Raw genomic sequence first — 12,898 nt, forward strand, 5'->3', positions numbered from 1 at the left:
GCGTTGAAATTCGGTCAGTTCGGCGCGTTGAGGCTCGCTTCGCTCAACACAATCGGACAAGATCTGACGCACCTTGCTCCGCACCGCCGTACTGTCCGTCCTCAGGAAGGTCACGGTATGCCGCACCCGCACGCGTCCCCCACGGGCCGTCCCGTCAGCCGCCGCCGGCTCCTGGAGGGCTCCGCCGCCGTCCTCGGAGCCCTCGCCCTGACCGGGGCGCCGGCCGCCCACCGCGCCGACGCCGCGGAGACCGGTCCCGAATGGAACGGCCGCATCGACCTCTTCCGGCTCGGCACCGAGCCCCCGCACACCACCCTCATGCCGTACGCCACCCTCGGGCAGGCGCTGGCCGCCGACCGCACCCGCTCCCCGTACCGCAAGAGCCTCGACGGCACCTGGAAGTTCGCCTACGCCGACCGCCCCGACGACCGCGACCCCGACTTCCACCGCACCGACCTCGACGACAGCGGCTGGGACACCATCCCGGTCCCCTCCGTCTGGCAGCAGCACGGCCACGACTTCCCGATCTACGTCAACATCACCTACCCCTACTGGGGCCCCAACGGCCTAGGCGAGGACCCCCAGCCGCCCCACGCCCCCACCCGCTACAACCCCGTCGGCCAGTACCGGCGCACCTTCACCGTGCCCCGCTCCTGGTCAGGGCGGCGCACCTTCCTGCACTTCGAGGGCGTGAAGTCCGCGCACTACGTGTGGGTCAACGGCACGATGGTCGGCTACCACGAGGACTCCTTCACGCCCGCCGAGTACGACATCACCGACCACCTCAGGCCCGGCAGCAACCAGATCGCGGTCGAGGTCTACCGGTACTCCGACGGCGACTGGCTGGAGGACCAGGACATGATCCGGCTGAGCGGCATCTTCCGCTCGGTCTACCTGTACTCCACCCCGCCCGTGCACCTGCGCGACTTCAAACTGGAGACCCCCCTGGGGGACGGATACACCTCCGCCGAACTGGCGGTGACGGCGAGCGTCCGCGACCGCACGGGCTCCGGCGGGCCGCCGACGGCATCCGGTGGCCCGGACACGGGATCCCGTCGCCCGCATGCCGGATCCGGCGGTGTGTACACCGTCGACACCATGCTGTACGACGCCGACGGCCACCCCGTCTGGTCCCGCCCCCTGCGCCGGACCGCCGACCTCGGCTCGGCACCGGCCGGCCAGGACGTCACCGTGCGCGGCGCGAAAGCCGTCCCCGCGCCCCGGCTCTGGTCGGCCGAGGACCCCTACCTCTACACCGCCGTGCTCCAGCTGCGCGACCCGTCCGGCCGGGTCGTCGAGACCCTCTCCCACCGCGTCGGCCTGCGCGAGTTCGCCCTGAAGGACGGCCTGATGCGCGTCAACGGCCGGCCCGTCTCCCTGCGCGGCACCAACCGGCACGAGATGCACCCCGACCGCGGCACGGCCCTCACCCGCGCCGACATGGTCCGCGACATCGAGGTCATCAAGCGGATGAACATGAACTCCGTCCGCACCTCGCACTACCCGGACAACCCGGTCTGGCTCGAACTCGCCGACGAGTACGGCCTCTACCTCGTCGACGAGACCAACCTGGAGACCCACGGCATCCGCGGCCAGTACCCCGGCAGCCACCCCGACTGGAGCGCCGCCTGCGTCGCCCGCGCCCAGAACATGGTCCACCGCGACAAGAACCACGCCTCGGTGGTCATCTGGTCCCTGGGCAACGAGGCCGGCGGCGGCAGCACCTTCGCCGCCATGTACGCCTGGATCACGTCCTACGACACCACCCGCGTCGTCCAGTACGAGGGTGACGACCGGCCCGGCGTCAGCGACATCCGCTCGGAGATGTACGACAGCCCCGCCACCGTAGAGGCCCGCGCGAAGAACACCGCCGACACCCGGCCGTACGTCATGATCGAGTACGCCCACGCGATGGGTAACTCCACCGGCAACCTCGGCGAGTACTGGGACCTCGTGCGCCGCTACGACGTCCTCCAGGGCGGCTGGATCTGGGACTTCGCCGACCAGGCCCTGCGCCGGCCCACCCCGGTGCGCCAACTCCTCACCGAGAGCGGTCCCGGACGGGTTCGCGGCGAGGTCATGGCCTCCCACGCCCGCTTCGACCGCGAGCGCGGCGTCTCCGGCGCCACCGTCTTCGCCCGCGACCCCCTGCTGGAGATCACCGGCTCGCTCACCCTGGAGGCCTGGGTCACCCCGCACGTCACCGGCTACCACCAGCCCATCGTCGCCAAGGGCGACACCCAGTACGCCCTCAAGCAGACCAACCGCACACTGGAGTTCTTCATCCACGGCGACGGCCAGTGGATCAGCGCCGGTTGGGCCCTGCCGGACGACTGGACCGGCCGCGAGCACCACATCGCCGGCGTCTTCGACGCGGACGCCGGCACCCTCACCCTGTACGTCGACGGCTCGGTCCGCGCCACCCGCACCACCACCCGCCGCCCCAGCGGCAACACCGCGCCCCTCGCCCTCGGCAACGACACCGACAACCCCAGCCGCGAGTTCAGCGGCACCATCCGCCGCGCCCGGGTCCACGCCCGCGCCCTGAGCGCCGCCGAACTCGCCTCCGACGACCGCGGCCCGGGCGACGACGGTGTCCGCTTCTGGTTCGACGCGGCGACCGCGCAGGTCACCGAGCGCGAGCCCGCCGAGGAGACGTTCCTCGCCTACGGCGGCGACTGGGGCGACAACCCCAACGACGGCAACTTCGTCGCCAACGGCATCGTCACCGCCGACCGCGAGCACACCGGCAAGGCCGCCGAGGTCAAGCGCATCTACCAGGCCATCGGGGTCACCGCGGGCGCCCGGCCGGGCCAGGTCACCCTCACCAACGAGTACCTCTTCACCAACCTCCGCTCCTACGACGGCAGATGGGCGCTGGTCGCCGACGGCCGGACGGTGGACCACGGGAAACTGACCCGTGACCAGCTCGACGTGGCACCCATGACCGGCAAGGAACTCGCCCTGCCCGTGCGGCTCCCCGCCGACCCCGCGCCCGGCGCCGAGTACTTCCTCGAACTCTCCTTCACCACGCGGGAACCCACCCCGTGGGCGAAGCCCGGCTTCGAGGTGGCCCGCGCCCAGCTCCCGCTCGACGCCGGCGCCCCCGCGGTCACCCCCGTTCCCCTCGCCGAGGTCCCCGCCCTCGGCTACGACGACGGCGCCACGGCCGTCACCGTCACCGGCGACGGCTTCACCGTCACCGTCGACAAGCGGCGCGGCGTCATCACCGACTACCGGGCCCACGGCGTCCCTCTGCTCGTCTCCGGGCCCGAGCCCAACTTCTGGCGGGCCCCCACCGACAACGACCGGGGCAACGGCCAGCACACCCGCAACCGCACCTGGCGCGACGCCGGCCGCGACCGCACGGTGACCGGCGTGCGGGTGCGTCCGCTCGGCGACCGAGCCGTCGAGATCAAGGTCGACGGGATCCTGCCGACCGAACCCAAGGCGTCGGCATACAGCACAACGTATACGGTCTTCGGCAACGCCGAGATCAAGGTGGACAACACCCTGCGTCCCGGCGCCGCGAACCTGCCGTACATCCCGGAGGTAGGCACCCTGCTGTACCTCCCCGGCCGCCTCGACCGGCTGCACTACTACGGCCGGGGCCCCGAGGAGAACCACTGGGACCGCCACGACGGCACCGACGTCGGCCTGTACTCCGGCGCCGTCGCCGACCAGGGCACCCCGTACATCCGCCCGCAGGAGAACGGCAACCGGACCGACGTCCGCTGGGCCGCCCTCACCGACCGCCACGGCGTCGGCCTGCTCGCCGCCGGCGAACCCCTCCTGGAGGTCAACGCCTCCCGCTTCACCCCGGAGGACCTGTCCGTCGGCGCCCGCCACGCCTACCAGCTCGACCCCCGCGAGGAGATCGTGCTCCGGCTCAGCCACCGCCAGATGGGCGTCGGCGGCGACAACAGCTGGGGCGCCCACACCCACGACGAGTACAAACTGCTCGCCGACCGCGACTACGCCTACACCTACCGGCTGCGTCCGCTGACGGACCTGTCCCGGGCCACCGCGACCGCCCGCCGGCCGACCGCCGTGGAGTGACGCCGGGCCGCCGCGTCTCGCGATCTCCGCCACACCTCGATGATCTCTGTGGCGGAGGTCGCCGGGGAGCGGAACAATCCCCCACGGAACGGCACACAGAACCGAGGGAAGAGGAAGCTCCCATGGTCGAGCAGGACGAGCGATTCGACGTCGTCGTACTCGGAGCGGGACCCGGCGGCTACGTCGCCGCCGTCCGCGCCGCCCAGCTGGGCAAGCGCGTAGCGGTCGTGGAGGAGAAGTACTGGGGCGGCGTCTGCCTGAACGTCGGCTGCATCCCCACCAAGGCCCTGCTGCGCAACGCCGAGCTCGCGCACATCGTCACCCGCGAGGCCAGGACCTTCGGCATCAAGGTCGACGGACAGATCTCCTTCGACTACGGCGAGGCCTTCCGCCGCAGCCGCAAGGTCGCCGACGGCCGTGTCAAGGGCGTCCACTACCTGATGAAGAAGAACAAGATCACCGAATACGACGGCCGCGGCACCTTCCTCGACGACCACACCCTCCAGGTCACCGGCTACGACGGCAACACGGTCACGCTCGGCTTCGACCACTGCATCATCGCCACCGGCGCCACCCCCAAGCTGCTGCCCGGCACCAAGCGCAGCGCCCGCGTCGTGACCTACGAGGAGCAGATCCTCGCCGAGGACCTGCCGAGTTCGGTCGTCATCGCGGGCGCCGGCGCCATCGGCATCGAGTTCGCCTACGTCCTGCACAACTACGGCGTGAAGGTCACCGTCGTCGAGTTCCTGGACCGCATGGCCCCGCTGGAGGACGCCGAGGTCTCCGCCGAGCTGGCCCGCCAGTACCGCAAGCTGGGCATCGACGTGCTCACCTCAACGCGCGTCGACGCCATCGACGAGTCCGGCCCGCAGGTCCGCGTCACCGTCACCGGCAAGGACGGCGCCCAGCAGGTCCTGGAGGCCGACAAGGTGCTCCAGGCCATCGGCTTCGCCCCGAACGTCACCGGCTACGGCCTGGAGAACACCGGCGTCAAGGTCACCGACCGCGGCGCCATCGACGTCGACGGCCGCTGCCGCACCTCCGTCCCGCACATCTACGCCATCGGCGACGTCACCGCCAAGCTCATGCTGGCGCACGCCGCCGAGGCCATGGGCGTCGTCGCCGCCGAGACGATCGCGGACGCGGAGACCATGGAACTGGACTACGCCATGATCCCGCGCGCCACCTACTGCCAGCCGCAGATCGCGAGCTTCGGCTACACCGAGGCCCAGGCCCGCGAGCTGGGCCACGACGTCAAGGTCGCCAAGTTCCCGTTCACCGCCAACGGCAAGTCGCACGGCCTCGGCGACACCACCGGCTTCGTCAAGCTGATCAGCGACACCAGGTACGGCGAGCTGCTCGGCGGCCACCTCATCGGCCCCGACGTCACCGAGCTGCTGCCCGAGCTGACCCTCGCCCAGCAGTGGGACCTCACCGTCCACGAGGTCGCCCGCAACGTCCACGCCCACCCGACGCTCGGCGAAGCGGTCAAGGAGGCCGTGCACGGCCTGGCCGGCCACATGATCAACATGTAGCCCCGCGGGCGGGGCCGGTCACCCGGACGGCCCCGCCGCGCTCGCCGCCCCCGCCGGCGCGGGCTGTGCTGAGCGTATGAGCACTGGATCCACCCCCGACCCGCGCGGCGACATCGGCACCTCCTGGTCCGCCCCGCCGCCCGGGCGTTCCGGCCGGTCCGACGACTGGGTCACCGGAGGCGTCGCCTTCGCCGGTGTCCTGATGCTGTGCAGCGGCGTCCTCGCCGTCCTGCAGGGCATCGCGGCCATCGCCGAGGACGACGTCTACGGCCGCATCGGCTCCTACGTCTACGAGTTCGACCTCACCGGCTGGGGCTGGATCCACGTGATCCTCGGCGCCCTCGTCGCCGCCACCGGCGCCGGCCTGCTGGGGAACGCCCCGTGGGCCCGCCTCGTCGGCATCATGCTGGCCTCGCTGAGCCTGGTCGCCCAGTTCCTGTTCCTGCCCTACCAGCCGCTGTGGTCCCTCGTGGTCATGGCCATCGACGTGTTCGTGATCTGGGCCCTGGCCGCCCGCCGGGAACGGACCGCCTGAACCCCGGTTCGCCGGGCCCGGGCGCGGCGGACCCCACGGCCCCGCCAGGACGATGTCGGATTCCTGCCAGCCCTGACCCACCGGGTGCCCGATGCTGGACGCATGCAGAACGGGATGCACCTCGACCGGGAGCGCTGTGTGCGCGCCGTGCGGTCCAAGGACGCGCGCTTCGACGGCTGGTTCTTCACCGCCGTCGTGACCACGCGCATCTACTGCCGGCCCAGCTGCCCCGTGGTACCGCCCAAGCCCCAGAACATGACCTTCTTCCCGAGCGCCGCCGCCTGCCAGCAGGCCGGGTTCCGCGCCTGCAAGCGGTGCCGCCCGGACACCAGCCCCGGCTCCCCGGAGTGGAACCGGCGCGCCGACCTCGTCGCCCGCGCCATGCGGCTGATCGGCGACGGAGTGGTGGACCGAGAGGGCGTCACCGGCCTCGCCGCCCGCCTCGGCTACAGCACCCGGCAGATCGAACGGCAGCTCCTCGCCGAGGTCGGCGCCGGCCCGCTCGCCCTGGCCCGCGCCCAGCGCGCCCAGACCGCCCGCCTCCTCGTCGAGACCACAGCCCTGCCCATGGCGGACGTGGCCTTCGCCGCCGGCTTCGCCTCGATCCGCAGCTTCAACGACACCGTCCGCGAGGTCTTCGCGCTCTCCCCGACCGACCTGCGGTCCCGCGCGCCCCGACGGCTCGCCGGCCCCGCCGGCCGGGGCACCCTCCAGCTTCGGCTGCCGTTCCGCGCCCCCCTCAACCCCGACAACCTCTTCGGCCACCTCGCCGCCACCGCCGTACCCGGCGTGGAGGAGTGGCGGGAGGGGGCCTTCCGGCGCACGCTGCGGCTGCCGTACGGGCACGGCGTCGTCGCGCTGACCCCCACCCCCGACCACATCGCCTGCCGGCTCACCCTGAGCGACCTGCGCGACCTGACCGTCGCCATCAGCCGCTGCCGCCGCATGCTCGACCTGGACGCCGACCCGGTCGCCGTCGACGACCAGCTGCGCGCCGATCCGCTGCTGGCACCGCTGGTCGACAAGGCGCCCGGCCGCCGGGTGCCGCGCACCGTCGACGAGGCGGAGTTCGCCGTCCGGGCCGTGCTGGGCCAGCAGGTCTCCACGGCGGCCGCCCGCACCCACGCCGCCCGCCTGGTCACCGTCCACGGCGAACCGGTCGACGACCCCGAGGGCGGCCTCACCCACCTCTTCCCGGCCCCGGACGCCCTGGCGGGGCTGGACCCCGAGACCCTGGCGATGCCCCGCACCCGCCGCACGACCCTCACCACACTCGTGGCCCGCCTCGCCGACGGCAGCCTCCACCTGGGCGCCGACAGCGACTGGGCCGAGGCCCGCGCCCGGCTGCTGGAGCTGCCCGGCTTCGGCCCCTGGACGGCCGACGTCATCACCATGCGCGCCCTCGGCGACCCCGACGCCTTCCTCGCCACCGACCTCGGGGTCCGGCGCGCCGCCCAGGGACTGGGCCTGCCCGGCACCCCCGCCGCCCTCACCGCCCGCGCGGCGGCCTGGCGGCCCTGGCGCGCCTACGCGGTCCAGTACCTGTGGGCGACCGACGACCACCCCATCAACTTCCTCCCCGTATGAGTCCCCATGAGTCCCCATGAGTCCCCGGACAAGGACAGCCCAGTGAGCAGCAAGCAGCACACCGTGATCGACAGCCCCTACGGCCCGCTCACCCTGGTCGCCGACGACGGCGTCCTGTGCGGCCTCTACATGACCGACCAGCGCCACCGCCCGCCGCAGGAGACCTTCGGCGTACCGGACGACACTCCGTTCGCGGCGGCCGAGGAACAGCTCCGCGCCTACTTCCGGGGCGAGCTGAAGGAGTTCGCCCTCGAACTGCGCCTGCACGGCACGCCCTTCCAGCGGCGCGTCTGGGAGCAACTGCGCGCCATCCCCTACGGCGAGACCCGCAGCTACGGCGAACTCGCCGCGGCCCTCGGCAACCCGAACGCCTCCCGCGCCGTCGGCCTCGCCAACGGCCGCAACCCCATCGGCATCATCGTGCCCTGCCACCGGGTGATCGGCGCGGGCGGCTCCCTGACCGGCTACGGCGGCGGCCTGGGCCGCAAGCAGCGCCTGCTCGACTTCGAGGGCGCCGCCGCGCTCTTCTGACCGGCCCGCCTCGGGCCCTTGCGACGGCCCTCAGCGGGCCAGCTCTGCCAGCAGCCGCGGCAGCGCCGTGCCGATCGGCTCCCGGACGACCTCGTCGGCTATCTCGTCGTACGGGGTCGGCTCGGCGTTGACGATGACCAGCCGCGCCCCGTGGTCGGCGGCGACCTGGGCCAGGCCCGCCGCGGGCTGCACCCGCAGACTGCTGCCCACGGCGAAGAACACCTGGCACGCCTTGGTGATCGAGACCGCCTCACCGAGGACCACCGGGTCGAGCCGTTCACCGAACATCACGGTCGCCGACTTCAGGATCCCGCCGCACTCCAGGCAGGGCGGGTCGTCCTCCCCGGCCTCGACCCGGGCCAGCGCGTCCTCCATGGGGCCACGCGTGTGGCACGCGGTGCACACGACACCGCGCGCGCTGCCGTGCAGTTCGAGCACCTTGCGGGCGGGCATCCCGGCGAGCTGGTGCAGACCGTCCACGTTCTGGGTGAGCACCCGCACCGGCACCCCCGACCGCTCCAGCTCGGCCACCGCCCGGTGGGCGGCGTTCGGCTCGGCCCGCAGCGTCCGGTTGCGGCGCCGCAGCTGCCAGGAGCGGCGGCGGATCTCGGGGTCGCCCATGTAGTACTCGTAGGTGACGAGCTTCTCCGCCTCCGGGTCCTTGCGCCACAGCCCGTTCGGCCCGCGGTAGTCGGGGATCCCGGAGTCGGTGGAGATGCCGGCGCCGCTGAGGAGGGCGACGAGGGGCCTGTTCATGCACCCGAGGGTAGGCCGGGCCCGCCGGGCCGGGCGAACGGATATTTGGGCCGCCGCCCCGCTCGGCCGCCCGCTCAGCCCACCCGCCGGCCGTTCTCCAGCTCGGCCGTGCCCATGCCGTCCGCGAGCACGTCCAGCGCCACGTGCACCCGCCGGCCGAGCGCCCCCAGCAGATGGCCGGTCAGGTCCTCGCGGGCGACGAGCCGCCAGGACAGCAGCTCCGACTCCTGCAGCCGGATCGCCTTGAGGTCGTCCTCGCCGAGCACCCCGCCGTCGTAGACGTACGCCACGACCGGCGGCCGGTCCGCTCCGTGCACCCAGTCCACGGCGAGCAGCCGGCCGAGTTCCCGGTCCAGGCCGATCTCCTCCATCGACTCCCGGCGCGCGCCCTCGCGCGGGGTCTCCCCGGAATCCGACTCGATGGTCCCGCCGGGCAGCGCCCAGCCCTCCCGGTAGTTCGGCTCGACGAGCAGCACCCGCCCCTCGGCGTCCCGGAACAGGGCGGCGGCCCCGGCGAGCACCCGGGGCAGGGAGGCGATGTACGCGGCGTAGTCGTCAGTGGTCACCCCGTAAGGGTAGCCAGCTCAGCGGGCGGCCCGGGCCTCCTGCCGGATCAACCGCACCGTCCGCCCGGCCAGTTCGCTGATCCGGATCCCGTCGAACCCGAACACCGCGCTGCGCACGGTGTCCCGCAGCGGTTCCGTCCACCGCGCGGGGATGCCCGCCGCCCCGGCGCGCACGCCCGCCACCGAGCCGGCCGTGGCTCCGTTGGAGTCCGTGTCCAGTCCGCCGCGCACGGTGAGCGCGACGGTGCGGGTGAAGTCGTCGTCGCCGTGGAGGAGCCCGGCGGTGAGGACGGCCGCGTTGGGCACGGTGTGGATCCAGCCCAGCCCCGCCGTCTCCTCCTCGACGGTGGCGAGGGTGTCCGCCCAGGACAGACCCGCCTCGTGGAGGGACATCACCCGTCGCACGGTCCGCGCGAGCCGGCTGCTCGCCGGCACGACCGCCAGCGCCTCGTCCAGTGCGGCGCGGACGGTGGGCGCGGTGAACGCCGCCGAGATCAGCGCGGCGGCGAACATGGCGCCGTAGACGCCGTTGCCGGTGTGCGACAGCACCGCGTCCCGCCGGGCCAGCGCGGCCGCGCGTGGTGGCGCGCCCGGAGAGGTCCAGCCGAACACGTCCGCGCGGATCAGTGCGCCGATCCACTCCTGATACGGATTGTCGTACGTCGCCGTCAGCGGCGGTTTCAGCCCGTTCGCGAGGTTGCGGTAGGCGGCCCGCTCCGCGGTGAACGTCTGCAGGTACGGCAGCCGGAGCAGCCACAGGTCGCCGACCTGCTCGGTGGAGAAGCCGAAGCCGTGGGTCTCCAGCAGGTGCAGGCCGAGCACGGCGTAGTCGACGTCGTCGTCGCGGCAGCTGCCGTCGATCCGGCCGCGCACGCACTGGCGCCACTCCGGGCGCAGCTCGGCGGCGGTCGCCTCGTCCGGGGGCTCGGGGAGGTAGTCGGTCAGGGGCAGGGCGGCCGCCTGCCGCAGATAGCGGTCGATCCGGTCCCGCGTCCACAGGTCGCCCCGCTCGACCGGCTTGCCGAGCATGTTGCCCGCGATCCGGCCGAGCCAGCCCCCGAGGACGCGGTCGGCGAGCTCCTGCTCGGTGCCCACAGCGGTCATGAGGACAGGTTTACCCGATCCCCGCGTCGGGCACGCCGCGCCGGGCCGCGCGTGCCGGTGTCCCACGGTCCGGGCAGGGCATGACGGCGGGCGCGTGGTGAGGTTAAGGTCACTGCGGCGCGACTGGCCCTGACGTGCGCGGGGCCCGGAGAGCAAGGGGATGGCAAGGTGGCTCAGGCTGCAGTGCACGGCACCCGACGGGTGCTCGTTGCCGCGGACAAGTTCAAGGGCTCGCTGACGGCCGTACAGGTCGCCGAGCGGGTGACGGCCGGGCTGCGCAGGGCCGTGCCGGACGTCGAGGTCGAGGCGCTGCCGGTGGCCGACGGCGGCGACGGCACGGTCGACGCGGCCGTCGCGGCCGGGTTCGAGCGCCGCGAGGTGCGCGTCGCCGGCCCGCTCGGCGACGAGGTGACCGCGGCGTTCGCGGTGCGCGGCGACACGGCCGTGGTGGAGATGGCGGAGGCCAGCGGCCTGCAGCGGCTCCCGGCGGGGGTCTTCGCACCGCTCACGGCGTCGACGTACGGCTCCGGAGAGGTGCTGCGCGCCGCGCTGGACGCGGGGGTGCGCACCATCGTGTTCGGGGTCGGCGGCAGCGCCACCACGGACGGCGGGGCGGGCATGCTGTCCGCGCTGGGCGCGCGGTTCCTGACGGCGGACGGCGAGCCGGTCGCCCCGGGCGGCGGTCTCGCCGGTCTCGCGCGGGCCGACCTGTCGGGGCTGGACCCCCGGCTGTCCTCGGTGGACCTGGTCCTGGCGAGCGACGTCGACAACCCGCTGACCGGGCCCACGGGCGCGCCGGCGGTGTACGGACCGCAGAAGGGCGCCTCGCCCGACGACGTGGCGGCCCTGGACGCGGCCCTCGCCCACTTCGCGAAGGTGCTGGAGACGGCGGTCGGCCCGGAGGCTGCCGAGTACGCGGCGGCGCCGGGCGCCGGCGCCGCCGGGGGCATCGGTTACGGGGCGCTGCTGCTGGGCGCCCGGTTCCGCCCCGGCATCGAGGTGATGCTGGACGTCCTCGGTTTCGCGCCCGCGCTGGACCGGGCCGAGCTGGTGATCACCGGTGAGGGCTCCCTCGACGAGCAGACCCTGCACGGCAAGGCCCCGGCCGGGGTCGCCGCGGCGGCCCGCGCCGCCGGCAAGGAGGTCGTGGCGGTCTGCGGCCGGCTCGCCCTGCCGCCGGAGGTTCTGGGCCGGGCCGGGATCCGCCGGGCCTACCCGCTGACGGAGCTGGAGCCGGACGTGGCGAAGTGCATCGCGGACGCCGGGCCGATCCTGGAGCGGGTCGCGGAACGGATCGGCGGGGACTTCCTGACCTGAGGGATGCCCGTACGCCGGAAGGGCCCCGAACCTCACGGTTCGGGGCCCTTCCCACGTCAAGCGTCCCAAGCGTCGGTGCCGAGCCGCTTACGGCAGCTGCGCCGCCCGTGCCTCACGCCGGTTGTCGCGGAAGTTGTTCACCCGGCGGGCCGTGGCGAACAGCGGGATGACCGCGCCCATGACCAGCTGCAGCGCACAGCCCGTCTGCAGCAGCAGCTGGCCGCTCGGGGCGTCGAACGCCCAGGCGGCGAGCAGGCCCATCGACAGCACGATCCAGGAGAGCATGGCGCCGGCGAGGCGGCCCCGCGGCTTCGGGTACTCCACCCGGCTCACCATCAGCCAGGCAGTGCCCAGGATCGCCAGGAGCGTCGCCACGAAGGGCAGCTCCAGCAGCACGATCGAGACCACGGTCAGCGCGCCGAAGGGGGAGGGCATGCCCTGGAACATGCCGTCCTTCATGGTCACGCAGGAGAATCTCGCGAGCCTCAGCACCACCGCCAGCAGCACCACGATCGCGCCGACCGCCGCCACCCGCTGGTGGGCGTCGTCGGCGACCATGCCGTAGACCAGGACGAAGTACGCCGGGGCCAGGCCGAAGCTGATCAGGTCGGAGAGGTTGTCCAGCTCCGCGCCCATCGGTGAGCTGCGCAGCTTGCGCGCCACCAGTCCGTCGAAGAGGTCGAACACCGCCGCGCACAGCATGAGGATCACCGCGGTGGCCGCGCTGTGGCGGGCCATGCCGGTCTCCTGGCTGCCGGTCAGGTGCGGGATCAGGATGCCGGTGGTGGTGAAGTACACCGCCATGAAGCCGCACGTGGCGTTGCCGAGGGTCAGGGTGTCCGCTATCGACAGGCGGAGGGAGAGGGGCATCTCCTCCTCTTCGTCCACCTCGTCGGCCTCCGGCACCC

The 12,898-nt window shown here is 73.2% G+C and carries 10 protein-coding genes; 6 read left to right on the forward strand and 4 right to left on the reverse strand.

Annotated elements, in window-relative coordinates; all coding sequences use genetic code 11:
* Nucleotides 1–117: 117 nt before the first annotated feature.
* The 5 genes from ACSLTV_RS14795 to ACSLTV_RS14815 all read left to right on the forward strand — a co-directional run bounded on the left by ACSLTV_RS14795 (nucleotide 118) and on the right by ACSLTV_RS14815 (nucleotide 8,247).
* The gene (locus tag ACSLTV_RS14795; RefSeq protein WP_435612282.1) at nucleotides 118–4,059 is read left to right on the forward strand and encodes a glycoside hydrolase family 2 TIM barrel-domain containing protein; all 3,942 of its coding nucleotides are present in this window, start codon (nucleotides 118–120) and stop codon (nucleotides 4,057–4,059) included.
* Between the two features lie 122 nt (nucleotides 4,060–4,181).
* A complete protein-coding gene (gene lpdA, locus ACSLTV_RS14800) occupies nucleotides 4,182–5,594 on the forward strand; it encodes a dihydrolipoyl dehydrogenase (RefSeq protein ID WP_432133821.1) in 1,413 nt (470 codons plus the stop codon).
* A gap of 76 nt (nucleotides 5,595–5,670) precedes the next feature.
* Complete coding sequence (locus ACSLTV_RS14805) at nucleotides 5,671–6,129, forward strand: DUF7144 family membrane protein (protein WP_435612283.1); 459 nt, start codon at nucleotides 5,671–5,673, stop codon at nucleotides 6,127–6,129.
* 114 nt (nucleotides 6,130–6,243) lie between these two features.
* Nucleotides 6,244–7,716 carry an AlkA N-terminal domain-containing protein gene (locus ACSLTV_RS14810; protein ID WP_432156471.1) on the forward strand — a complete coding sequence of 491 codons (1,473 nt, stop codon included), beginning with the start codon at nucleotides 6,244–6,246 and terminating at the stop codon, nucleotides 7,714–7,716.
* 6 nt (nucleotides 7,717–7,722) lie between these two features.
* Complete coding sequence (locus tag ACSLTV_RS14815) at nucleotides 7,723–8,247, forward strand: methylated-DNA--[protein]-cysteine S-methyltransferase (protein WP_435612284.1); 525 nt, start codon at nucleotides 7,723–7,725, stop codon at nucleotides 8,245–8,247.
* Between the two features lie 30 nt (nucleotides 8,248–8,277).
* Here ACSLTV_RS14815 and ACSLTV_RS14820 read toward each other — a convergent pair whose 3' ends face one another.
* The 3 genes from ACSLTV_RS14820 to ACSLTV_RS14830 form a co-directional block, all read right to left on the reverse strand.
* Complete coding sequence (locus ACSLTV_RS14820; RefSeq protein ID WP_435612285.1) at nucleotides 8,278–9,003, reverse strand: SIR2 family NAD-dependent protein deacylase; 726 nt, start codon at nucleotides 9,001–9,003, stop codon at nucleotides 8,278–8,280.
* A gap of 74 nt (nucleotides 9,004–9,077) precedes the next feature.
* Complete coding sequence (locus ACSLTV_RS14825) at nucleotides 9,078–9,569, reverse strand: NUDIX domain-containing protein (protein WP_432133825.1); 492 nt, start codon at nucleotides 9,567–9,569, stop codon at nucleotides 9,078–9,080.
* Between the two features lie 18 nt (nucleotides 9,570–9,587).
* Nucleotides 9,588–10,673: an ADP-ribosylglycohydrolase family protein gene (locus tag ACSLTV_RS14830; protein WP_432133826.1), complete on the reverse strand. Its 1,086-nt coding sequence runs from the start codon at nucleotides 10,671–10,673 to the stop codon at nucleotides 9,588–9,590.
* Nucleotides 10,674–10,841: 168 nt separating this feature from the next.
* On the opposite strand from ACSLTV_RS14830, the gene ACSLTV_RS14835 reads away from it, so the two are divergent.
* On the forward strand, nucleotides 10,842–11,990 hold the full coding sequence (locus ACSLTV_RS14835; protein ID WP_435612286.1) for a glycerate kinase: 1,149 nt from the start codon (nucleotides 10,842–10,844) through the stop codon (nucleotides 11,988–11,990).
* An 87-nt stretch (nucleotides 11,991–12,077) separates the two neighbouring features.
* Here the strand turns inward: ACSLTV_RS14835 and pssA are convergent, their stop codons facing one another.
* On the reverse strand, nucleotides 12,078–12,896 hold the full coding sequence (gene pssA / locus ACSLTV_RS14840) for a CDP-diacylglycerol--serine O-phosphatidyltransferase (RefSeq protein WP_432133954.1): 819 nt from the start codon (nucleotides 12,894–12,896) through the stop codon (nucleotides 12,078–12,080).
* Nucleotides 12,897–12,898 lie beyond the last annotated feature (2 nt).

Origin of the sequence: Streptomyces sp. bgisy159, from assembly GCF_965341775.1 — a bacterium.
Classification (GTDB): Bacteria; Actinomycetota; Actinomycetes; order Streptomycetales; family Streptomycetaceae; genus Streptomyces.